Raw genomic sequence first — 21,617 nt, 5'->3', positions numbered from 1 at the left:
CGCAGGGGCTTTCATGAGAATAGAAGATACCGATCCAGCGAGACATGCCGGGATTGAATATCCAATGGAAGTTGGAGCCCCTGTATTTGCTCCTATCAAGGTGGTTGAGGAAAAAGATAAGGCAGTGAATGTTGCGCGCCAAAATGCAAAGCAAGAGTATGAGCGCATCATGGAGCAAGCTGAGGTCTTAATGAAGCAGGCACGGGCCTTGCAAGCAAGGCTGGATGCTACCGAGATGGTGCATGGTGCGAAGTTTAGCTTCAATCCCATTCATGGAAAAATTTACCACCTGTATTACGACAGCAGGAATGCTGTCAACGTACTGATTCAGAATGGCCCAAAAGAGTGGAGTTGCGGTATCCCAGATGCATGGACTTATTCCATGGCAGTGAAAAAGTTGGGTGACAGTACTTGGGCTGTAATTGAAGAAGATGCCCTGACCGTATGATTTTCTGTTTAACCATAAAAAATAAGGTGACACGTGACAAAAGCTCGAGTTGTTAGTCTTTCTGAACTAGGTAGTGCTGACGTAATTAAGTTAATCGATAAAGAGTTGCCGCTTCCAGCGCAAGGTGAAGTGCAAATTCGTCAGACTGCTATTGGTTTTAACTTCATTGATGTATACCAGCGTTCCGGTGTTTACCCGCTTGAGCTACCTACGGGCCTTGGTCATGAGGCCGTTGGTGTCATTGAAGCCCTGGGCGATGGTGTCACGGGCCTCAAGCTTGGCGATCGTGTGATGTATATGAATGCTGGCATTGGTGCTTACGCTAGTGCCCGCAATGTTCCCGCAGATAAGTTAGTGCCGGTACCAAGCAATGTTTCTGATGAGGTTGCAGCAGCGGTGTTCTTTAAGGCAATGACTGCTCAATATCTCATTCAGAAAACCTATAAGGTAAAGGCTGGCGATATTGTTTTAGTTCATGCTGCTGCTGGTGGCGTTGGTCAAATTTTGGCTGGTTGGGCAAAGGCACTCGGTGCTTTTGTGGTTGGTACAGTGGGCTCTCAAGCCAAAGTCGGAGCGGCTAAAGAAGCAGGATGTGATGTAGTCGTTGATTACTCTCAGCCAAATTGGGTTGAGGAAGTGATTAAAGCGACTGGCGGTAAGAAGGCGAATGTGGTTTATGACTCTGTAGCTAAAACAACTTTTATGGGCTCCTTAGACTGTGTTGCGCCTTTTGGAACTCTAGCTCTATTTGGCGCGGCCTCAGGACCTGCTCCTGAGATTCAACCGGAGATTCTGAATAAGAAGGGCTGCTTATTTTTAACAAGACCTTCTGTATTTCCTCACAATGCTACACATGCATTGCTGCAAGAAAATGCAAAGGCAGTGTTTGATGCAATTGCCAAGGGTTACATTAAAGTGCAAATTGGTGCGAAGTTTCCTTTGGAGCAAGCTGCAGATGCGCATCGGGCAGCTGAGGGTAGAAAGGTATCTGGCGCCATTGTCATGATTCCTTAGGCCCTCAGAGCTTCTTCATCAATATCAAAAGAGCGTAGGAGATAAGGCATGAATCGTGTTTCATTGAGAAGTTCAATTTCTACTTTTGTAGTGTCAGTAATCTTGCTATTGAGTACTGGGAACTCTCATGCCCAGACCTCAGCTACTAACAGCGTTCGAGGTAAGACAGAAATCTTGTGGCTGGGCCAGGCTGGTTTTCGGATTAAGACGCCAGGCGATAAGATTATCTTGGTTGACCCCTGGATTACTGGCGGCCCAAAGACCCCACCCCAATATAAGAATGATCTAGCTGCGATTGGCCCAGTTGACTTGCTGTTGGTTACGCACGCTCACGTTGACCACATTGGCGATGCACCTGCCTTAGCTAAGATGAATAATACAAAGCTGTATGGTCCAGCGGATATGGTGACGCCACTCATTTTTTTAGGTGTACTGCCTGCTGATTTAGGTCATCGCTTTAATAAGAGTGGAAGTGTCACTCCTTTGCCAGGCATTAAGGTGACAGCAGTGAAGGCTGAGCATTCTTCTCTATTAGTACATAAAAATCCTGAGACCCAAAAAATGGAGGCGCATCATGCTGGTGAAGCTATGGGCTACATCATTGAGTTAGAGAATGGTTTCAAGATCTGGGATATGGGTGATACAGGATTATTCGGCGATATGAAATTTATCGGTGAGTATTACAAGCCAGACTTGGTGATGATTCCGATTGGTGGCAATTTCACGATGGGTCCAGATGATGCTGCATATGCACTCCGCACTTGGGTGAAGCCCAAGATGGTTATTCCAATGCACTACAACTCCAATCCAATGGCAAAGGGTACTTTGGCAGAGTTCCAGGCGGCGATGAAGGGTAGTAATATAAAAATTATCCCTATGACTGAAGGGGAGACTGTGCAGTTCTAGGCTTGTATTCGTGAGCACTTGACTGAAAACCACCTGCGGGTGGTTTTTTATTTACCTAGCAACTCGCTTATAATTCTCTAAGCAATTGAATTAAAAGGAATTATTTCTTAAAATCCATTTTTGCTTGTTTGACAGCCCTGATGGGCTCTTGGACAATGCATGCGGTGGTTTGATTCAAGCCACAGCCTTACATGACAGCCAATATTTCCACTTCCTCTGGTAAATCTCCCTTGGTGCTTGAAGCCCGTGGGCTTTGCTGTGTCCGCGGCGAAAGAGAATTATTTGTGGGCCTGAATTTGCGCATTGCTTCTGGAGATTGTTTGCACGTACGTGGTGAGAATGGGGTTGGTAAAACCAGTCTCTTGCGCCTCTTAACTGGCTTATCAAAACCAGAATCTGGCGAGGTACTTTGGAGTGGTCAATCCATTGCAGTTGATCCTATTGCTTATCATCGTCAACTCTTATTTTTGGGCCACAGAGATGCCTTGAAAGAAGATCTCACTGCTTTAGAAAATATGCAGATGTATGCGGCACTAGATGATGTCTCTCTTTCGCAAGAAAAAGCACTGGCTGCTTTGTGGCGTTTTGGTTTACGCGGGCGTGAGAATTTACCCGTTCATTATTTATCTGCCGGACAAAAGCGACGTGTACTGATGGCGCGCATGTTAACGCGTCAGGCTAAGCTATGGATTTTGGATGAACCTTTTAATGCCCTGGACGCCCAAGCAGTTCATGAGTTGCAGAACTTAATTATTGAGCATATTACTGCTGGCGGTCTTACTGTATTGACAAGTCATCAGGAGATCAATATTCCAAATATGCAGGTATTAGAGCTATGAGAGCCTTACTTGCCATCATCCATCGCGATTTACTTTTAGTTATGCGCCGCAAGAGTGAGGTGCTGACGGCAGTCTTTTTCTTTGTGGTGGTCACCAGTTTATTTCCACTAGGTATTGGTGCAGATGCTGCCCTATTGCGCAAAATTGCACCGGGCGTTATTTGGGTTTCTGCCTTGTTGTCGACCCTCTTGGGTTTACATCGTATGTTTGCGGCAGATTATCACGATGGCGCTTTGGAGCAATTGGCTTTATCGCCGCAACCCATGGTTTTATTGGTCACTGGAAAAATGATTGCGCACTGGATCGTGTGTGGCCTGCCTTTGGTGCTGCTTGCTCCAATCATTGGCATTCAGTTTGACTTAGATAGTAATTCTTTATATGTATTGATGGCTAGTCTCTTATTGGGCACCCCAGTGCTATCCTTGTTAGGCTCTATTGGTGCAGCCTTAACTCTTGGGGTTCGGGGAGGGGGCGTATTGATGAGCTTGATAATTTTGCCTTTGTATATTCCGGTATTAATTTTTGGTGCTGGCGCTGTATATGCAAATAGTGTTGGCCTAGATACATCCGGCCACTTTTCCTTGCTTGGTGCTTTATTAATTTTGGCTTTAGCATTTATCCCTTGGGTAAGTAGCGCTGCTGTAAAGATTGCGATTGAATGAATCCGGTAAATAACCCCCCTTTTTCTAATAGCCGCTTGATTAACTGGTTTAAGTTATCAAGCCCAAGCACTTTTTATCCGGTTGCTGGAAAGCTGATTCCTCTTTTTTGGGTGCTGGCCGCTCTATTTGGTTTGGCCGGTCTGTGGGTCAGTTTCTTTGTTGCTCCAGTAGATGCAGTGCAGGGTCAGGGATACCGCATTATTTTTATTCATGTACCCGCCTCATGGATGTCGATGTTGATTTATCTCGTGATGGCTGCGTGGGCTGGGCTCGGTTTAGTTTTTAATACTCGCCTATCAGCAATGATGGCCCAAGCTTTAGCCCCGGTAGGTGCATGGATGGCATTTCTGTCTTTATGGACTGGAGCATTTTGGGGAAAGCCAATGTGGGGTGCTTGGTGGGTTTGGGATGCTCGCCTGACATCCGAATTAATTTTGCTCTTCCTGTATCTGGGCTTCATTGCCTTGAGAGCGTCGATTGATGATTCTCGTCGCGCTGATAAAGCAGCCGCTATATTGGCTCTGGTGGGTGTGGTTAATGTGCCGATTATTTATTTCTCAGTCAAATGGTGGAATACCTTGCATCAAGGCGCCTCAGTTTCTTTAACAAAAGCGCCTGCAATGGCGCAGACTATGCTTTTGGGAATGCTACTCATGGCTTTATGTTTCTGGATGTACTCCATTGCGGTAGCTTTGATGCGCGTGCGAGTCATTATTCTGGAGCGTGAAGCCCACACCGATTGGGTGAGACAATTAAGCGAGGTAAAGAGCTAATGTGGAATAGTCCAGCAGAATTCTTCGCTATGGGCGGCTACGCTTTATATGTGTGGAGTAGCTTTGGTGTTTGTGCTCTAGTTTTATTACTTGAGCCTTTGCTAGTGCGCTCTCGCTTTAAGGTAGCGGTGCGTAGACTGAAGCAAGAACAATTAGCCGAGCAGTTTGATAGAGAAAGTGGTCAGTGAAGTCGAGACATAAACGTGCGTTAATCATTGTTGCTGCTTTGGTAGTCATTGGAGTTGCTGCACTCTTAATCCTCAATGCACTCAATAGCAATATCGCTTTATATGTCACACCTAGTGAGGTGGCTGCTGGTAAGGCGCCACAGGGCCAAGCATTTCGTATTGGCGGTATGGTGAAGGATGGATCCTTAAGGCGTGATGGCTTGACTGTGCATTTTGTCATTACCGACCTCGTCAAAGATATACCAGTTGCTTACACAGGCATTCTGCCAGATTTGTTTAAAGAGGGAAAAGGCGCTGTCATTCAAGGTCGCATGAATACCAACGGAGAATTCATTGCCAGCGAGGTTCTTGCGAAGCATGATGAGAACTATATGCCGCCTGAGGCGAAACACGCTCTAGAGCAGGCTCAAAAAAACGGAAGCAATAAATGATTCCTGAGTTTGGGCATTACGCATTAATTCTTGCGCTGTGTGTTTCTTTGATCCAAGGGGTGCTTCCTTTAGTTGGCGCACACCAGGGCCGCCGCGAGTGGCTAATGTTGGCAAGACCTGCTGCTCAAACCGTTTTCCTTCTTCTTGGGATTGCCTTTGCGATCTTGGCCTGGAGTTTTTATGTCAACGATTTTTCAGTACTCTATGTAGCTGAGCACTCTAATTCCCAATTACCGGTTGTTTATCGATTGGGCGCCGTATGGGGTGGTCATGAAGGTTCATTGCTGCTGTGGGTTTTCTTATTAAGTACTTGGACCATCATGGTTGCCCAACTCTCTAAGGCTTTGGATGAGTTTATGGTTGCGAGGGTGATTGGCGTTTTGGGCTTAGTGATTAGCGGTCTGCTACTTTTTGTTTTGACAACCTCCAATCCATTTATGCGCTTGTTTCCAGCAGCGCAAGACGGTCGATCTTTAAATCCGCTGTTGCAAGATCCTGGACTAGTATTTCATCCGCCGATGTTGTACATGGGTTATGTTGGTTTCTCGGTTGCCTTTGCTTTTGCAATCGCATCATTACTCTCCGGAAGGCTCGATGCTGCATGGGCCCGCTGGTCACGCCCTTGGACGACAGCCGCTTGGATATTTCTGACGCTTGGTATCGCTCTAGGCTCCTGGTGGGCCTACTACGAACTCGGTTGGGGTGGCTGGTGGTTTTGGGATCCTGTTGAAAACGCATCATTTATTCCTTGGTTAGTTGGCACTGCCCTATTGCATTCATTAGCAGTGACAGAAAAGCGCGGTGGCTTTAAAAGTTGGACTGTCTTGTTAGCAATTACTGCTTTCTCACTATCCCTCTTGGGAACATTCTTAGTGCGCTCTGGTGTGCTGACATCGGTACATGCTTTTGCAACTGATCCTAGGCGCGGTATTTTTATCTTAATTTTCTTGACTCTCGTAGTTGGGTCTTCTTTAGGTCTATATGCCTGGCGTGCGCCGAAAAGTTCTCTCGGCGGCAAATTTAGCCTCAGCTCAAGAGAAACTTTTATCCTTCTAGGAAATGTTTTCTTAGTTGTTTCTGCTGGTTCAGTATTGTTGGGAACTTTATATCCCTTATTAATTGATGCTCTTCATTTAGGCAAAATCTCGGTAGGGCCTCCTTATTTCAATAGCGTGTTTGTACCCATCATGATTCCTTTATTGGTACTAATGGGTATTGGTCCTTGGACTAGCTGGAAAAATTCGGATCTGCTGGTGGTAATTAAGCGTTTATGGCTTGCAGGCTTGGCCGCAGTTCTTGCTGGTATTAGCATTCCTCTGATGATGGGTGAGTTCACCTGGCTGGCGGGTCTTGGCTTCTTGTTGGCGTTTTGGGTGATTGCCTCTGGTTGTTTACAGATTATTCGTCAAGCAAAAGCGGGTAAGCCAACCCGTTCATTTATTGGCATGCAAGTGGCCCATCTGGGGATTGCTGTATTTGTGATTGGTGTCACTATGGTTGGCGCTTATCAAGAAGAAAAAGATGTACGTATGTCAGCGGGTGAAACCGTTTCAGTGGGTGGTTATCAAATACGGCTGCAAGATGTTAATCTAGTTCCAGGCCCAAATTACCAGGCAATGCGCGGCACTTTTTTGTTAACAAAAAATGGCATTACTCAGGCAACGCTTTACCCTGAGAAGCGCAACTACTTTTCATCAACTATGCCAATGACTGAAGCTGCTATTGATACGGGCTTAACGCGCGATATCTATGTTTCTCTGGGTGAAGAGTTGCCAGATAAGTCTTGGGCGGTCCGGGTGTATTACAAGCCCTTTGTAGACTGGATCTGGGGTGGCTGCTTATTGATGGCGCTTGGTGGCATATTAGCGATCTCTGACAAACGTTATCGCATTCAGCTGAAGAAACAAGCCTCATGAAAGCAAAGTTTTTAATTCCTCTTTTGCTCTTTATTGTCTTGGTGGTCTTCCTGGCCATTGGTTTAAATCGCGATCCGCATGAAGTGCCATCACCCTTAATCGATAAGCCGGCACCAGCATTTGAGATTGCCCAGTTATCGGAGGCGCATCAGTCTTTTTCTCCGGCAAGTATGAAGGGGCAAGTTTGGATATTGAATGTCTGGGCCTCATGGTGTGTAGCTTGTCGTGAGGAGCATCCAGTGTTGGTGGATCTCGCCAAGTCAAAGATGGCGCCTATCATTGGGCTGGATTACAAAGATCAACGGGAAGATGCTCTTGCCATGTTGGCAAAGCAGGGCAATCCTTATGTACTGTCTGCCTTTGATGCAAATGGGCGCGTCGGAATCGATTACGGTGTCTATGGTGTGCCTGAAACCTATGTGATTGATAAAGCCGGGGTGATTCGCTTTAAGCATATAGGCCCACTCACAATGGAGTTGTTAAACAAAAAGATATATCCATTGATTAGCGATCTTCAGAAACCATGAAACAGATTCTGGCGATCGCGCTCTGCATGCTTAGTTTTGGCTTCTCGTTTGCCAAAGATGCTGCGCCTTTAGCGGATGATCCTGTGACCGAGCAGCGCTTGATTAGCATTTCCGAAGAGATGCGTTGCCTGGTTTGCCAGAATGAATCTTTGGCCGGTTCTCGTTCTGATTTAGCGAATGACCTACGTAGAGAAATTCGCACCCTGATTAAAGAGGGTAAGAGTGATGAACAAATTAGAAGCTTCATGGTTGAGCGCTACGGAGACTTTGTGCTTTATCGTCCACCTATCAAGCCGACTACTTGGCTGCTTTGGATTGGCCCCTTTGTCATTCTGTTGATTGGCATACTTGGGTTGCTGACCTATTTGCGTCGGAGAAATAGTGCTGTTACTACGATTGCCTTGTCTGATGATGACAATAAAAAGATAGATGCTTTGCTTGATAACAAGAATGAGCGGGAGGCTTCATGACCAGTTTTCTGATTCCCGCCTTTCTGTTGCTAGTCCTGGTGCTGGTTCTACTATTGCGCCCATTTATTTTTCCGGCAACAGTAGAGGCAACTTCTCGCCGTCAAATGAATGCTGCTATTTATCGTGAAGAGCTCGAAAAGTTGGAGGCAGAGCGTTTAGCGGGTTCCATGAATAGCTCTGATTATGAAATTGCCCATGCTGAAATGCGTCAACGCCTCTTTCAGGATACGAATGAAGATGATGATCGCTCTGTGATGGGTTCTAGCAAGATTACTGTAATTGGTCTTTGTTTATTCATCACAGTACTCTCAGCTGGATTCTATTGGTCTTTAGGTGATGCCACTCGTCTTGTTGAGAATAATGCACAGCAGCCTATGACTCGAGAGGGTGTTGAGAAAATGGTTTCTGAATTTGCTGTAAAGATGGATAAAGATCCGTCTAATTTAAAGGGGTGGGCGATGCTGGCTCGTTCCTATCGTATCTTGGGTCGTAATGAAGATGCTGCAAGGGCATATGAGCACTCCGGTAATTTTATTGATTCAGACCCTCAGCTCTTGGCTGACTATGCTGATACCTTGGCTAGTAATGCCAATGGAAGTTTTGCCGGCAAGCCATTAAAACTCATTAACCAAGCGCTAAAGTTAGACCCTAATAATTTGATGGCCTTATGGCTTTCTGGGACCGCTTCCTATACAACTGGCGATTACAAAGCAGCTATCCAGACTTGGGAAAAACTTGCAAAACAATTGCCCCCGGGAACTGAAGAGGCACGTTCAATACAAGAATCGATTTCTGAGGCGCGATCTAAGGGAGGCCTTCCATCTACTGCTGTCGTAAATACGAAAGGTATTGCTGGCAAGATTGAGATATCTTATGCCCTAAAGTCTAAGGTGCAATCTGGTGATCTTGTGATGGTGATTGCGCGTAAGCCTGGCGAGCGTATGCCCGTGGCAGTATTAAAGATGGCAGTCTCCGTATTTCCGATAAGCTTTTCTTTGACAGATGCTTTGGCAATGAATCCAGGCATGCCACTTTCCGGATTGTCTGAGGCTTCCATTGAAGTCAGGATCTCTAAGACTGGAATGGCAAAAGCTGAGATGGGCGATTTAATTTCATCTGCGCAAATAGTGAAGCTTGGCACAAGCAATGTTCGCTTGGTAGTCGACCAGGTACGTCAGTAAGCCTTTGTTTAACCCGGGTGGGGTTGAATCATTTGCCTAATCTTGCGCTCGGGGCATAATGCAAAAAACATTAGAGACTTCTATGAAATCCCTGAAAAAACACCTATTTAATCCTATAGCTGTGTTAGCTAGCTTTCTCCTGATTCTGACTACTGTTTTCGGTGTTTTATGGGTTCTGATTCCGCCTCCACCAAAAGCAATAGAAATGGCAGCCGGCTTTCCGACGGGGCTTTACTACCATTTTGGGGAGCGATTAAAGGCTGAACTTGCCGAGGATGGCATCAAACTGGATGTCATGGAAACTGGTGGAACGATTGATAATCTGAGGCTGTTGAGTGATCCAAAATCAGGAGTCGATTTTGCGATAGTGCAGGGTGGGGTAGCCGATGTTGGCCAATATCCTGACTTAATCTCCCTTGCAGGTATGTTTTATGAGCCCGTTTGGGTTTGGTACCGTGAGGGAGCCTTCAAAAGTGAGGGTGGCTTGCGTGTCTTGGGTCAATTAAAAGGTAAGCGTGTATCCATTGGCAATGAAGGTAGTGGCACTCTAGCACTTAGTAATGTTTTATTACAAGTTAGTGGGCTATCAGTTAGCGATCTTCGGGTGGAAAAATTAAAGCCAGATCAGGCTATCGATAAGCTTAACAGCGGCGAGTTGGATGCCGTATTTATTGTGGTGGCTGCAGAAGCGTCTATTCTTAAAAAATTCTACGAAATTCCGGGTATTCGTTTAATGAATTTTGAGCAGGCAGATGCCTATACGCGCAATCTGCCCTACCTGTCTAAGGTAGCCGTCCCTAGAGGTCTGCTGAGTATTGAGCATGATTTGCCACGTCAGGATATACAGGTCATTGCACCAACAGCTACCCTAGTTGCTCAAGAGAGTGTTAGCCCTGCTTTGGTATCTCTATTGTTGGGCGCTTCTTACGATATTTTGAAATCCTATTCCCGTTTACAAAAAGCGGGTGAGTTTCCCTCTGGTGCTGGCTTAGATTTTCCGTTGCATGTGGATGCAGAAATTTATTTAAAAGATGGACCTTCATTCTTGCACCGTCATCTACCATTTTGGACTGCGGTTTGGGTTGGGCGCTTCATCAAAATTGTGATTCCTCTCTTGGTAATTTTTATACCTTTATTTACTTATATTCCGGCCGCAAAGAACTTCTTTTTAAAGCTGAAGCTTGCTCAGGTTTACGAAGAATTAAAGGCCCTCGAAAAAAATGCGCTAAATCCTGAGCTGAGGGAAAAGAATTTGAAAGACCTGGAGACCATAGAGCGCCGAGTTGGAAGTATGAAGGTATCAATGATGGATGCGAAGGAGTGGTATGACCTGAAGGGGCATATTGGGGAAGTGCGGGAACGCTTAAAGTTATATAGTTAATTGGAGGCATCATGTGTAAAAAAATGAACAGCTTACTCATCGTTATTGTTGGCTTATCTATTGCTTTACCCGTATGGGCTCAGCCTTATCCTCATAAGCCCATATCCTTGGTGGCGCCTCAGGCTGCGGGTGGAACAAACGATATCGTTGCCCGTTTAATTGCCCCAGCTTTTGGGGAGGCTATTGGAAGCTCTGTTGTGGTTGAAAATAGACCCGGTGCGGGCGGCAATATTGGCACTCAGAGTGTGGCGCGTTCTGCTAAGGATGGCTACACCTTGCTCTTAACGATTAATAGTGCGCAAGCGATTAATCCATCTCTCTATAAGAATCCCGGGTTTGATCCAGTAAATGATTTTGTGCCGCTGTACTATATTGGCGCCACACCCTATGTGTTGGTTTCTCCACCAGGATCCCCTTATAAGACCTTGGCTGAGGTAGTTGCTGCTGCAAAGAAGAGGCCTGGCGAACTATCCTACGCTTCTGCTGGTAATGGCACTGTTAGCCATCTGCTTGGCGCCATGCTCAATGCTAGTGCTGGAATCGAGATGCAGCACATTCCATACAAGGGAGTTGCCCCTGCGATTAATGATGTTTTGGGTGGACAAGTGCCCTTAGCTTTTGCAAGCCTGCCATCAGCAATCAATTACATCAAGGTAGGTAAGCTCCAGGCAATTGCGATTAGTTCTGCTAAGCGCTCTAGTGCCGCCCCTGAGATCCCAACGATTGCGGAAACCTATCCTGATTGTGTAGGTGAGGTTTGGGTTGCCATTTTTGCGCCTATCGGTGTGAGCGCGGATGTAATTAAGAAAAATCAAGTGGCCATGGATAAGGTGATGGCAAGAGCGGATGTCCGTGAGAAATTAAATGCACAGGGTTTAGATCTGAATCCAGTGCCCCCTGCAAAGCTAGGGGTCTTGCTGAAGGACGAATTGGCTAAGTGGGCAAAAATTGTGAAAGCATCCGGCGCGCAGCTAGATTAAGGCTGTGCTGATGATTGCCCTAAAATAGCTCGATGACTAATGCCTCGCTCGCCCCACTGCTGACTCCAGCTAAAGAGCTTGCGCAAGCTTTGCGCTCTCAGGGTTATGCTGTGGCATCTCCTGAAACCGTAGCTGAGATTGCTAAGGTAAAGCCGGAAAATTTACAGAATTTAACTCAGTTTTGGGAGGGTTTGCCTCGCGACCCTTATTTAAAAGATGGTGGACGTTACCGCTTTCGTCGTCATGCTAGTTATGCGATTAAAGGCGACCACCTTAATTTAGTGCCCCATCGCGCACACTGGCAATCGGTTGATTACAACGCTCTGCATGGTGGAATTGAACGTTGGTTTGAACCCATGCAAGCCGCCTTGTTGAATGATCCAGCTTGGCAATCTCTTTTGCTTGGGCTTGCTCAAGTATTGAATGGTTTAAAACCAGTGACCACTTGGTTTGTTGAAGCGCATCAATTTCGGATTGATACTACTGATGGTATTGGGCGACCAACGCCTGAGGGTGCACACCGTGATGGCGTAGATTTTGTGGCTGTATTTTTGTTGAATCGAGTTGGCATAAAAGGTGGTGAAACCAGAATATTTGATGCGCAGGGCTCTGCCGGTTTGCGCTTCACGCTAGACCAACCTTGGTCCCTATTGCTCATGAATGATGAACGCATGATCCATGAATCAACCCCGATTCAGCCTGTTGGGGACTACGGTTATCGCGATACCTTGGTATTAACCTATAGATCTACCGGCTTTCAGGATTCTCCAAATCGTGGCCAGCAGTAAGTCAACACTTATTCTGGTTGAATGCCAGCATCCTTAATAGCCTTAGCCCATTTTGCAGTCTCATATTTAATTTTCTGGCCAAGTGCTTCCGGTGTTACTGCTTGAGTCTCGAAACCCATGGCAGAAAATCGCTCAGTAACATCTTTCGATTTTGACGCCTCATTAATCGCTTTATTGAGTTTGAGAATGGCCTCTTTTGGCATATCAGCAGGACCGAATGCGGCAAAGAAGGAGAGTAATTCATAACCCTTAATGCCAAGTGCTTCATTTACCGTGGGTAACTCTGGGATAGCGGGTGAGCGCTTGAGTGACGTTACCGCTAAACCGCGTATTTTCCCTGCTTGTACTTGTGGCAGCGAGACCCCAAAGTCGGCTGTGAACATATCGACTTGACCACCAATGACATCTGTCATGGCATTTGGGCCGCTCTTATAAGATACACCGGTCATTTTGATGCCAGCTGTAGTGGCGAGCATTTCCGAGGAAACGCGTTGAGAGGTACTTGCATAAGCAAAAGTCATTTTTTCAGGATTGGCTCTAGCAAGAGACACAAATCCATTGAGCGATTTAGCCGGCACATCATTGTTAATGGTAATGATGAGTGGTGCTGAGCCAAAGAATCCAATGGGAGTGAAAGCGGTGTCTTGGTTATAGGGTAAGTTTTTGACTAAGCTTTTTAGTGCGGCATTTGTGCTGTTAGTTCCAAATAAAATCGTGTAGCCATCTGCAGGAGCCTTGGCAACAAAATCTGCGCCAATGAGGCCATTAGCCCCAGGTCGATTTTCAATCACAACAGGCTGACCTAAGAGTTCAGACATCTTGGCTGCAAAGGCACGACCAATTTGATCGGTTGTGCTACCAGGGGCAAATGGAACAATAGCTTTAATGGGTTTTGACGGATACACATCAGCTAAGACTAAGGTGCAGCTAAGCCCAATCAAGACTCCTACACCAAGCGTAATTAAATTACCCAAAATACGATTATTTTTCATACTGTCTCCATCCATTTTTTCTAAGTGTAGTGGGTCTTGGCTTTTTAGGGCGAGTAGAATGGATTCACGTTTTTACTGACACTTTATGCGCTTTCGATCAGCTGGTTACACCCCCCTTATGCTCATGGCACAAACCTGTGCTTTATTGGGCTTTGCCTGCTACGCAGTGGTGCTCACCACATTGCAGGAGGAGTGGCATTTAAGTAATTTACAGTCTGGATTAATTGCCAGCGCCTTTTTCTTTGGCTATATGCTGGCCGTTCCTTTGGCTACCGCACTCACGGATCGAGTTGATGCACGCAAGGTCTATTTAATCGGTGGACTTTCTGCTACCTGTGGTCTCTTAGGTTTGGGTCTATTTGCCTACAATTTTTGGACTGCTTTATTTTTCATGGCAATCAACGGCGCGGGTCTGGCTGGTACATATATGCCTGGCCTCAAAATTTTGTCTGACCGCATCCAGTCTGGTGAGCTTACTCGTCACATTGCTTTTTATACTGCTTTCTTTGGTATCGGGACTGGATTTTCTTATTTATGCTCCGGCTGGATCTTAAGTGCACTTGGTTGGCATTATGTATTTGGCATCATTGCGCTGGGACCTTTCACAGCCTTTTTAATTGTTCTACTTCTAATTCCACCTCTCCAGCATGAGAAGTGGAAGGGGCCAATTAATATTCGCTTGCATGACATATTTCCAGTCGACAAATGGAAATCCGTATTGCAAGATAAAAAAGCATCTGGCTTTATTTTTGGTTATACCGCTCACACGATTGAGCTATTCGCCTCTAGAAGTTGGATTGTGGCTTTCTTTGCATTTTGTGCCATAGCCTCCGGAGAAGCTTTTTTTTTAGCGGCAACTACTTTGTCTGGCGTGATTAATTTCTTTGGGGTGCCTGCCTCTATTCTTGGAAATGAGATTGCGCTTCGAGTAGGGCGTCAGAGGTGGATATGTATTGTGATGTTGACGAGTGCTGTCCTAGGGATTGCGTTGGCCTCTTCCACCGGGCAATCATGGTGGCTAATTATTAGTTTAGCCATTGGCCATTCTATTTTTATCATGGCGGATTCTGCAACCTTGACTGCAGGTCTGGTCATTAGCGCTAAAGAAAATATCAAGGGCGCTGCAATGGGGCTTCATTCTTTAATGGGCTTTGGAGGCGGTATGTTAGGCCCGGCTATCTTCGGCCTGGTGTTGGATATTTCAGGATCACGTTCATCTCAAGCTGCTTGGATTTGGGCGTATGCCGCCGTTGTCATCTGGGGTGTTCTATTTGTTCTATATGAGCGTCGTCATGGTTGGGTTGTTAAAGCCTCTCAATGAGTGAGACTTTCACCAATCCAGTAAGCAATGCCGGCAGATACGGCGGTGACAAAACTTCCCCAGGCAATATCAATAAATGCTAGTCGCGTTGGAAAGTCTCTAATCACAGCAAGATTGGTGAGGTCGTAAGTCATGTAACAAAATAGTCCGAATAGAGCGCCATATTGCAGTGCATATATCAAAGACTGTTTTGAAAGGGCTGGAAGAAGGACAAAAATAGTGGTCCCTAATGCGTAGAGTAAGTAGAAAGCGAGACCAGCAATCAACTTAGGCTCGCTGGCCATTAAATCACCCATTTCATCTCGATAAAGGCTTTTGGCAATCCCTAAAAGCCACACTAAATCGATTGCAACCAAGGTGATTAAGAATGAGCTGTAGATGGCGAAATACTTGAGCAATTAAGTTACCCTTTTGAGTTGTTATAGCCTAATAATAAGCATTATGATGGAAAGTGTAGATCAGTAGTTCAATTTAAAGGGAGTCAATATGTTTAAGCATTTATTGGTGCCAGTAGACGGCTCGGATGTAAGCAAAAAATCCTTAAAGAAGGTGGCTGAACTCGCAAAGGCTGATGGCGCTGCGGTGACCTTGGTGTATGTGTCCGACCCGTTGCCTCCAACAATTTATTCCGATAGCACTATGGGTTATGGCATTACCCAAAAAGATCACCAGAAGGTATGTGACGCTTACGCAAAAGATGTGTTTAAAAAAGCAGCCACCGCACTTGGCGTAAGCATTAAAGCAAAAACATTGCATGTCTCCAATAGCAATTTATCTGAAGGTATTTTGGACGGCGCTAAAAAAGCAAAAGCGGATGTCATCGTGATGTCCTCACATAAGCGCACAGGCATCAAAGGCATATTGCTTGGTAGTGAAACCCATGAAGTGATCATCCACTCTAAGTTACCGGTATTGGTTCTTGGTTAAATAATGAACCAAGCAGGGACAAAGAAATAGGGTCCATGTGGACCCTATTTATTCATGTGCCAGCTGCCTTCTTTAAGGCTCCATCAATTAGGTTTGATGGGGCTACCTAGTAAAAGAATTTCTCTTGTTAGCTGACCACTCTCGTTATCACGCATAGACCATAAATCTAGTTGAGTCTTTAATCCGTAAGGATCGATATACACACCATTTTTTCTAAGCTCAAAATGAAGGTGTGGGCCAGTGGATCTTCCGGTGGACCCAACATAACCAATCTCCAAACCACGGCGCACATCATTACCTACTTCTAATTCAACGTTGTAGTTACTTAGGTGAGCATAGTAGGTGTGATAGTTTCCAGGGTGCTCCAAGACAATTAAGTTACCAAAGGCGCCACTAAAGCCAATGTGAGCAACCTTGCCATTGGCTACGCTAAAGACAGGCGTGCCGATTGGCGCAGCATAATCAATGCCCATATGAGTTCGATAGCGCTGCTTGGGTGGTGCTGCTTGGGCTACAGGGGTTTTCTTGCTTGGGCGTTTGTTTGAGGCGCGGACACTACCAACACCCCGTGAAATTCGGCGATAACTTAGTGGATTGGTCCAAAAAGATCGCTCTAGGGATTCACCGCCGCCGGTAAAGAATCCCCCTGGTATGTCAGTGCGATCTACCCAGTAAGCGCTTGCAAACACTTCTTTATTTGCTGGGTCAATAATTTCAGCGGCCCAAATTTGAGCCCATCGCTCACGATCGCCAAAGTCAATAATTAAGCGGACTACGCTATTGGTATTTTCGAGTGAGTTATTTTCTTCGGGATAGATCTGTTTGATTAGGGAATTTAATTCCCAAACCAATTCGACTGGCAGTTTGTCCCCGACCTTGCGAGGATCGTATAAAACATCTCGCAATGGGATCCGAATTTCAGTGAGATTTTTAGATTCATTTCTGAGATAGTCTTGTTGAATTAAGAAGCCACCAAATGCAGATGGTGTAAATGTCCACACCTCTGTCTTGTTGTCCTGAATGGGCCCATTCATAATGCTGAGGGAGTCAAACCGATTGCGACTGCCAAATGCAGCTGCATAAGGAATGCAATCTCCGCGCATCCGATCAAAGAAGGTTTTCGTTTGACTTCTAAAGAACTCTGAAAATTGACGGTTATCAATACCAACGCTAGCTGGCAGATTATCTTCATTGAAGTTGCGTCGTAGGCAGCCTTGCACTACCCGATAGTCGAGATTACTAGCGCTATCTAAATCTACTTCGCTAGGGTCTTTGCGCTGAAAGAGGGCTGGATTTAGGCTGTTGGTCTTTGATGATCCTCTTGCTGCGCTATCTTTAAAGCCAACTGGCTTAGCGTTCTGAATAATCACTTTTTTGCGGACTGGGTTTGTTTGTGCACTAGCGGTAGATATCAACCCAGTTAGCAGGCTAAAACAGATATATCCAGTCAGAATGAGGGCTCCTCTCGACAAGAGTGAGCTGTAAGTCGCTTTTTTATTCACCCCGTAATTATCTAATAATATGAGCAGACACTCTGATATTGGTGTTGTAGTGCAGCAAATTCAACCTAGTCTTGATCGGGGGCGATCTTCAGTACAGCAAATGCAGCTTTGAGGCGCTCCTCGTAATTCTTTTTGACGATTGCTGCTTCCTCGGCACTCCAACTTCGAAAACCTTCACCTTTATTGATGCCAGTTTTGCCACTTTTAACTAAGTCAGTAACACAGGGCGGCGGCTTGGTGATGTTTGATAGAGAGGGGTATATTAGCCCCGCAGCTAGGGTCATTCCTTCCCATCCAGAAATTTCTTTTTGCGTCATTGGACCAACAGCGGCATAGCGAAAGCCAAAGCTATAACGCACTGCAGTATCGATGTCGCCAGGTGTTGCAATTCCCTCTTCCACCAAGGAAAGGGCCTCACGCATCAAGGCATGCTGAATACGATTGGCCAAGAATCCCGGGATATCTTTCTTGACTAACACGGGTTTTTTGCCGTGGGCGCGATAGAAATCGCAAACTTGATTGGCTATATCCGAATCAGAATGTTTCCCCAAAACAATTTCTACCAAAGGGACAATATGGGCAGGCATGAAGTAGTGCGTGTTGAGCATGCGATGAGCGGTCTTGAGGTCTCCAGCGATATCGCTAATCGGAAAGCCTGAGCTATTGCTTCCAATCGGAATATGAGGTGGTACGCGCTGATCGAGGTCGGTAAAGATCTCTTTTTTAAGATCCAGCCGCTCAGAAATAGTTTCAATGACTAAATCAGTCCCTTCCCAGTTGCCCCACTCGGAAATACTGCCAGCCTGCAAGCTTGCCCCAAGCTTCTCCCATTGAGGATCAATTGAGGTGGCGCAAGCGTTGATTGCTTCAAAGCACTTTTCGGCTTTCTCTTGAGTGCGCCCAAGAATGACAGTGTTTGTTCCGTAGGCTAAAAATCCTGCGGCTATGCCTATGCCCATCGTGCCAGTCCCCAATACAACAACTTGTCCCATAGTTCACCCACTATTTGATTGTTTAATACCTGAATTATTCCCTATTCAGACCCATGACTAGCATTTAATTTATCGATACAATCATTTTTTGAAATAAGGAATCCCGATGCCAATAATTGAATCCGTTCAGGTTGCTTCAGTTGCTGTACCTTTAGATAAAGTAACTTCGTTTTCCACCCGGACAGTTTCCGAGCGTCATTACTGCTTGGTAAAAGTTCGCAGCAAGAATGGTCATGAAGGCATTGGCTTTTGCTATGTTGGCAGCGCTGGTGGAGATATTGCCAAAATTGCAGTAGAGCAACTCTTAGCGCCAAAACTCATTGGGCAGAATAGCCATCGCAGTGAAGGCTTGTGGATGGATATGTATAACGAATCCATTTTGCAGGGGCGCGCTGGCGCAGTCATGCGAGGTATCTCTATTTTGGATACCGCGATTTGGGATCTGAATGCACGTTCTGTTGATCTTCCTTTGCATCAATACCTTGGCTCTGTTGTGGATGATCGCGTTCCGGCATATGCAAGTGGCGGCTATTACCTTGAAGGTAAAACGCCTGCCAAACTTGGTAAGGAAATGGAGTCTTACGTCAAACAGGGATTTAAGGCGGTCAAGATGAAGGTAGGTCGTTTATCACCAGCCGAAGAAGAGGCTCGCGTTGCGGCGGCCCGCAAGGCCATTGGCGATGATATTTTGTTGACTCTAGATGCCAACAATGCCTGGCGTGACTTACCAACTGCACTAGAGTATGTGCGTCGTTTTGAAGCCTATAACCCTTACTGGATCGAAGAGCCATTTTCACCGGATGCGATTGATTTGCATGCTGCCCTGGCCCGCTTAACGAAGATTAACGTTGCGACTGGCGAGATGGAGGCAGGACGCTGGCGCTTTAGAGAGTTAATTGATGCAGGTGGAGCAGCAATTCTGCAATCTGATGCTGCCGTATGTGGCGGTATTACAGAGTGGCGCAGGATTTCTGCTTATGCGGATTTGAAGGGGGTTATTGTTTGCCCTCATTGGATGCATGATCTGCATGCGCCATTGGTTGCCGCTACGCCAAATGCCCGTTTTGTGGAGTTTTTCTTAGATGATCAGGTCCTAAATTTCCGTAGATTGATTAACAAACAATTGACCTTTAAGAACGGCGATTTGATTTTGCATCAAACACCAGGGTTAGGATTTGAGTTCGATGAAGCAGCAGTCAAAAAATATGCTGGTAAGGCTGCTTGGACCAAGATTGTCTAAGCAAATCAGTGCAAGTTTATAAAACAATAAAGCCCGCACATGCGGGCTTTATTGTAGGTATCTCGCTAAGGAGATTAATTCATTTTATGAGGCTTTTCGATTTAACTTGAAATAAGTCATAGATTGAGTAATTAGTACGAGACCAAATCCAATAAAGCCGACAAGGTCTGCCTCGGTTGAGGGGTAGGCTAAAGCAACGCCAGAGAGAACCATAATGATGCGTTCAAAGATTTTGGTTTTCTCAATGAACCAGCCTTGAAGACCGCCAGCCAAGCAGATGATGCCTACCACTGCTGTAAAGGAGATCCAAGCAATCTGCAGCCAATCTGCTTGTTCTAAAGCGCTACTGGACCCCATTAAAAGCAAGCTCACTCCAGACTTATCCAGGACAAACATAAACGGCACCAAAATTGCAGGTGCTACGTATTTCCAGGTTTGCAAAGTTGTTTTGTATGGATTGCCCTTACAAATTGCGGCTGCCGCAAATGGAGAGAGCGCTGTTGGAGGAGAAACCTCTGAGAGAACGGCATAGTAGAAGATAAACATATGCGCTGCAAAATCTGGCACACCTAAATTGATTAAAGCTGGTGCAGCAATCACTGCGCAAATGATGTATGAGGCCGTCACTGGAACTGCAAGACCCACAATCCAAACAATTAAGGCGGTAAAGATGGCAGTGAGCAGGAGTGAGCCACCTGCATACTGAATCACAATTGAGCTGAACTTCAATCCAAGACCAGTGAGTGTGACGGTGCCAACAATTAAGCCCGCGCCTGCGCAGGTTGCAGCAATAGCCAAAACACCAGTAGATCCTGAAGAAAGGGCTTTAGTAAGATTGGAGTTATAGAGTCCTGAAAGAATAGGCTCCTTACCCTTAAACCAGGCCCAAGGGATGATCGCAGTATCTTCACGCAGCATGCTAGAGAAGGCTGACACTACCGTTGCCCAAAAAACAGACATTACAGGCGAGAAGCCAAACATCATGAATACCACAATGGAAATCAGTGAGAAGAAATGGAACCAGTACTTTTTGGTAAGCTCCCAAGCGCTTTCTGCTGATTCAAAATGAATGTTCTTCATGCCGTATTTGCGAACATCAATCTCCACCATCACGAACAAGCCAAGATAGAACAGTATGGTGGGGATGGTTGCCATCAGCAAGACGTCTAAATAGGAGATCTTTAAAAAGTCTGCAATTAAGAATGCAGCAGCTCCCAACACTGGCGGTGAAATAATCGCGCCCAGACCGCCTGCTGCCAATAGCCCACCAGCAGCATTCTTTTCATAGCCAACCTTATCGAGCATTGGTGCAGCAACTGAGCCTACGGTGACGGTAGTTGCTACGCCAGAACCAGATGGGCCACCCATGAGGAATGAAGATAAGACAATTGTTCTGCCTACCCCTGAAGATTTGCCACCCATGGCGGCAAAAGAGAAGTCAATAAAGAATTTGCCTGCACCAGTAAATTGCAAGAAGGCGCCAAAGATGGTGAAGAGAATAATTAGCGTTGCAGAGACATCGACGGCAGTGCCATAGATCCCTTCCAAAGTCATATACATATAACCAACCAAGCGATCTAGTCCATAGCCTTTATGGGTCCACGGTGCAGGTAGGTAGTTGCCAAAGAGGGCGTAGAGCAGGAAGAGGGCGGTAACAGTCACTAAGACCATGCCATTTGTTCTTCTTACGCTCTCAAGAATGAGTAGGATAAGGCCAATGCCGATCATGACGTCGGTTGAATTTGGGGCGGTATTTCTGTCCATGAAATCATCGCCACCACTTAAGATGTAGTACGCAATTGCTACTGATCCGATGGCAAACAAAACGTCCCAAAACATCAATTTATTTTTAAACCGTGCTGATATAGGAAAACTAAGAAACACTAAAAACAAGACTAGAGCAACGTGTATGACGCGCAATTGTTGTGTTGGCACAATGGAGTAGGCTGCATACAAATGAAATAAAGACATGCCAACCGCCACCAAGGTAATGAACTTGGCGAGAAGTCCTTTGTAGTCATTAGAGTCACCTTCTTCCTGCTTGATGAAGGCGTCTAGTTTTTCTTGGGTTTCATTGTCAATCACGTTTTGATTCATGTCTCAGCCTGTATATATTTATATTTATGTACTGCATTAAAG

Annotated in this window: 23 protein-coding genes; 18 read left to right on the top strand and 5 right to left on the bottom strand. The window is 45.8% G+C overall.

Annotated elements, in window-relative coordinates:
* Positions 1-13 precede the first annotated feature (13 nt).
* From AOC07_RS07325 to AOC07_RS07255, 15 genes are all read left to right on the top strand, one after another.
* Positions 14-448: a DUF2452 domain-containing protein gene (locus AOC07_RS07325; protein ID WP_215292753.1), complete on the top strand. Its 435-nt coding sequence runs from the start codon at positions 14-16 to the stop codon at positions 446-448.
* A 33-nt stretch (positions 449-481) separates the two neighbouring features.
* Positions 482-1,462: a quinone oxidoreductase gene (locus tag AOC07_RS07320; RefSeq protein WP_215357339.1), complete on the top strand. Its 981-nt coding sequence runs from the start codon at positions 482-484 to the stop codon at positions 1,460-1,462.
* A gap of 48 nt (positions 1,463-1,510) precedes the next feature.
* Positions 1,511-2,368, top strand: a complete 858-nt coding sequence (locus tag AOC07_RS07315) for a metal-dependent hydrolase (protein WP_215357337.1) — start codon at positions 1,511-1,513, stop codon at positions 2,366-2,368.
* A 191-nt stretch (positions 2,369-2,559) separates the two neighbouring features.
* Positions 2,560-3,207, top strand: coding sequence for a cytochrome c biogenesis heme-transporting ATPase CcmA (ccmA, locus tag AOC07_RS07310; protein WP_215357336.1), 648 nt, complete (start codon positions 2,560-2,562; stop codon positions 3,205-3,207).
* Positions 3,204-3,869: a heme exporter protein CcmB gene (ccmB, locus tag AOC07_RS07305; protein ID WP_215357335.1), complete on the top strand. Its 666-nt coding sequence runs from the start codon at positions 3,204-3,206 to the stop codon at positions 3,867-3,869. The genes ccmA and ccmB overlap by 4 nt, the downstream gene beginning before the upstream one ends.
* The gene (gene ccmC / locus AOC07_RS07300) at positions 3,866-4,642 is read left to right on the top strand and encodes a heme ABC transporter permease CcmC (RefSeq protein WP_215357334.1); all 777 of its coding nucleotides are present in this window, start codon (positions 3,866-3,868) and stop codon (positions 4,640-4,642) included. Before ccmB ends, ccmC begins: the two co-directional genes overlap by 4 nt.
* Positions 4,642-4,830: a heme exporter protein CcmD gene (ccmD, locus tag AOC07_RS07295; protein ID WP_215292741.1), complete on the top strand. Its 189-nt coding sequence runs from the start codon at positions 4,642-4,644 to the stop codon at positions 4,828-4,830. Before ccmC ends, ccmD begins: the two co-directional genes overlap by 1 nt.
* Positions 4,827-5,261: a cytochrome c maturation protein CcmE gene (gene ccmE / locus AOC07_RS07290; protein WP_215357333.1), complete on the top strand. Its 435-nt coding sequence runs from the start codon at positions 4,827-4,829 to the stop codon at positions 5,259-5,261. Before ccmD ends, ccmE begins: the two co-directional genes overlap by 4 nt.
* Positions 5,258-7,177, top strand: a complete 1,920-nt coding sequence (locus AOC07_RS07285; protein WP_215357332.1) for a heme lyase CcmF/NrfE family subunit — start codon at positions 5,258-5,260, stop codon at positions 7,175-7,177. Before ccmE ends, AOC07_RS07285 begins: the two co-directional genes overlap by 4 nt.
* On the top strand, positions 7,174-7,704 hold the full coding sequence (locus tag AOC07_RS07280; RefSeq protein WP_215292735.1) for a DsbE family thiol:disulfide interchange protein: 531 nt from the start codon (positions 7,174-7,176) through the stop codon (positions 7,702-7,704). Before AOC07_RS07285 ends, AOC07_RS07280 begins: the two co-directional genes overlap by 4 nt.
* A complete protein-coding gene (locus AOC07_RS07275) occupies positions 7,701-8,174 on the top strand; it encodes a cytochrome c-type biogenesis protein (RefSeq protein WP_215292733.1) in 474 nt (157 codons plus the stop codon). The genes AOC07_RS07280 and AOC07_RS07275 overlap by 4 nt, the downstream gene beginning before the upstream one ends.
* Positions 8,171-9,355 (top strand): c-type cytochrome biogenesis protein CcmI, encoded by a 1,185-nt coding sequence (ccmI, locus tag AOC07_RS07270; RefSeq protein WP_215357331.1) that lies wholly within the window; start codon positions 8,171-8,173, stop codon positions 9,353-9,355. The genes AOC07_RS07275 and ccmI overlap by 4 nt, the downstream gene beginning before the upstream one ends.
* Positions 9,356-9,437: 82 nt before the next feature.
* Positions 9,438-10,736 carry a TAXI family TRAP transporter solute-binding subunit gene (locus AOC07_RS07265; RefSeq protein WP_215357330.1) on the top strand — a complete coding sequence of 433 codons (1,299 nt, stop codon included), beginning with the start codon at positions 9,438-9,440 and terminating at the stop codon, positions 10,734-10,736.
* A gap of 23 nt (positions 10,737-10,759) precedes the next feature.
* On the top strand, positions 10,760-11,716 hold the full coding sequence (locus AOC07_RS07260) for a tripartite tricarboxylate transporter substrate binding protein (protein WP_251371658.1): 957 nt from the start codon (positions 10,760-10,762) through the stop codon (positions 11,714-11,716).
* A gap of 32 nt (positions 11,717-11,748) precedes the next feature.
* On the top strand, positions 11,749-12,504 hold the full coding sequence (locus AOC07_RS07255) for a 2OG-Fe dioxygenase family protein (RefSeq protein ID WP_215357327.1): 756 nt from the start codon (positions 11,749-11,751) through the stop codon (positions 12,502-12,504).
* An 8-nt stretch (positions 12,505-12,512) separates the two neighbouring features.
* On the opposite strand, the gene AOC07_RS07250 is transcribed toward AOC07_RS07255, so the two are convergent.
* On the bottom strand, positions 12,513-13,496 hold the full coding sequence (locus AOC07_RS07250; protein ID WP_215357325.1) for a tripartite tricarboxylate transporter substrate binding protein: 984 nt from the start codon (positions 13,494-13,496) through the stop codon (positions 12,513-12,515).
* 85 nt (positions 13,497-13,581) lie between these two features.
* On the opposite strand from AOC07_RS07250, the gene AOC07_RS07245 reads away from it, so the two are divergent.
* A complete protein-coding gene (locus AOC07_RS07245; RefSeq protein WP_215357323.1) occupies positions 13,582-14,817 on the top strand; it encodes an MFS transporter in 1,236 nt (411 codons plus the stop codon).
* Here AOC07_RS07245 and AOC07_RS07240 read toward each other — a convergent pair.
* On the bottom strand, positions 14,811-15,215 hold the full coding sequence (locus AOC07_RS07240) for a DUF2177 family protein (RefSeq protein ID WP_215357322.1): 405 nt from the start codon (positions 15,213-15,215) through the stop codon (positions 14,811-14,813). The genes AOC07_RS07245 and AOC07_RS07240 overlap by 7 nt on opposite strands.
* 88 nt (positions 15,216-15,303) lie before the next feature.
* Between AOC07_RS07240 and AOC07_RS07235 the strand changes: the two genes are divergently transcribed.
* The gene (locus tag AOC07_RS07235; protein WP_215357321.1) at positions 15,304-15,744 is read left to right on the top strand and encodes a universal stress protein; all 441 of its coding nucleotides are present in this window, start codon (positions 15,304-15,306) and stop codon (positions 15,742-15,744) included.
* 83 nt (positions 15,745-15,827) lie between these two features.
* On the opposite strand, the gene AOC07_RS07230 is transcribed toward AOC07_RS07235, so the two are convergent.
* Together AOC07_RS07230 and AOC07_RS07225 are read right to left on the bottom strand one after the other, a co-directional pair.
* Entirely contained in the window at positions 15,828-17,246 is a 1,419-nt protein-coding gene (locus tag AOC07_RS07230; protein ID WP_251371657.1) for a M23 family metallopeptidase, read from the bottom strand.
* Positions 17,247-17,311: 65 nt separating this feature from the next.
* A complete protein-coding gene (locus tag AOC07_RS07225; protein ID WP_215357320.1) occupies positions 17,312-18,238 on the bottom strand; it encodes a 3-hydroxyacyl-CoA dehydrogenase NAD-binding domain-containing protein in 927 nt (308 codons plus the stop codon).
* Positions 18,239-18,344: 106 nt separating this feature from the next.
* Here AOC07_RS07225 and AOC07_RS07220 point away from each other — a divergent pair, with 106 nt between their 5' ends.
* Complete coding sequence (locus AOC07_RS07220; RefSeq protein ID WP_215357319.1) at positions 18,345-19,478, top strand: mandelate racemase/muconate lactonizing enzyme family protein; 1,134 nt, start codon at positions 18,345-18,347, stop codon at positions 19,476-19,478.
* 84 nt (positions 19,479-19,562) lie between these two features.
* On the opposite strand, the gene AOC07_RS07215 is transcribed toward AOC07_RS07220, so the two are convergent.
* The gene (locus AOC07_RS07215) at positions 19,563-21,575 is read right to left on the bottom strand and encodes a TRAP transporter fused permease subunit (protein WP_215357318.1); all 2,013 of its coding nucleotides are present in this window, start codon (positions 21,573-21,575) and stop codon (positions 19,563-19,565) included.
* Positions 21,576-21,617: the final 42 nt, after the last annotated feature.

Source organism: Polynucleobacter sp. UB-Raua-W9, from assembly GCF_018687435.1.
Classification (GTDB): Bacteria; Pseudomonadota; Gammaproteobacteria; order Burkholderiales; family Burkholderiaceae; genus Polynucleobacter.
The sequence above is the reverse complement of the archived record's forward strand: the minus strand, read 5'-3'. Positions and strand labels throughout refer to the sequence as shown.

Excerpts from the sequence above, each read along its gene's own strand:
- AOC07_RS07325 (WP_215292753.1), top strand. The coding sequence starts at position 14 with ATGAGAATAGAAGATACCGATCCAGCGAGACATGCCGGGATTGAATAT.
- AOC07_RS07315 (WP_215357337.1), top strand. The coding sequence starts at position 1,511 with ATGAATCGTGTTTCATTGAGAAGTTCAATTTCTACTTTTGTAGTGTCA.
- ccmA (WP_215357336.1), top strand. The coding sequence starts at position 2,560 with ATGACAGCCAATATTTCCACTTCCTCTGGTAAATCTCCCTTGGTGCTT.
- ccmB (WP_215357335.1), top strand. The coding sequence starts at position 3,204 with ATGAGAGCCTTACTTGCCATCATCCATCGCGATTTACTTTTAGTTATG.
- ccmC (WP_215357334.1), top strand. The coding sequence starts at position 3,866 with ATGAATCCGGTAAATAACCCCCCTTTTTCTAATAGCCGCTTGATTAAC.
- ccmD (WP_215292741.1), top strand. The coding sequence starts at position 4,642 with ATGTGGAATAGTCCAGCAGAATTCTTCGCTATGGGCGGCTACGCTTTA.
- AOC07_RS07285 (WP_215357332.1), top strand. The coding sequence starts at position 5,258 with ATGATTCCTGAGTTTGGGCATTACGCATTAATTCTTGCGCTGTGTGTT.
- AOC07_RS07280 (WP_215292735.1), top strand. The coding sequence starts at position 7,174 with ATGAAAGCAAAGTTTTTAATTCCTCTTTTGCTCTTTATTGTCTTGGTG.
- AOC07_RS07275 (WP_215292733.1), top strand. The coding sequence starts at position 7,701 with ATGAAACAGATTCTGGCGATCGCGCTCTGCATGCTTAGTTTTGGCTTC.
- ccmI (WP_215357331.1), top strand. The coding sequence starts at position 8,171 with ATGACCAGTTTTCTGATTCCCGCCTTTCTGTTGCTAGTCCTGGTGCTG.
- AOC07_RS07265 (WP_215357330.1), top strand. The coding sequence starts at position 9,438 with ATGAAATCCCTGAAAAAACACCTATTTAATCCTATAGCTGTGTTAGCT.
- AOC07_RS07260 (WP_251371658.1), top strand. The coding sequence starts at position 10,760 with ATGAACAGCTTACTCATCGTTATTGTTGGCTTATCTATTGCTTTACCC.
- AOC07_RS07255 (WP_215357327.1), top strand. The coding sequence starts at position 11,749 with ATGACTAATGCCTCGCTCGCCCCACTGCTGACTCCAGCTAAAGAGCTT.
- AOC07_RS07250 (WP_215357325.1), bottom strand. The coding sequence starts at position 13,496 with ATGAAAAATAATCGTATTTTGGGTAATTTAATTACGCTTGGTGTAGGA.
- AOC07_RS07245 (WP_215357323.1), top strand. The coding sequence starts at position 13,582 with ATGCGCTTTCGATCAGCTGGTTACACCCCCCTTATGCTCATGGCACAA.
- AOC07_RS07235 (WP_215357321.1), top strand. The coding sequence starts at position 15,304 with ATGTTTAAGCATTTATTGGTGCCAGTAGACGGCTCGGATGTAAGCAAA.
- AOC07_RS07225 (WP_215357320.1), bottom strand. The coding sequence starts at position 18,238 with ATGGGACAAGTTGTTGTATTGGGGACTGGCACGATGGGCATAGGCATA.
- AOC07_RS07220 (WP_215357319.1), top strand. The coding sequence starts at position 18,345 with ATGCCAATAATTGAATCCGTTCAGGTTGCTTCAGTTGCTGTACCTTTA.
- AOC07_RS07215 (WP_215357318.1), bottom strand. The coding sequence starts at position 21,575 with ATGAATCAAAACGTGATTGACAATGAAACCCAAGAAAAACTAGACGCC.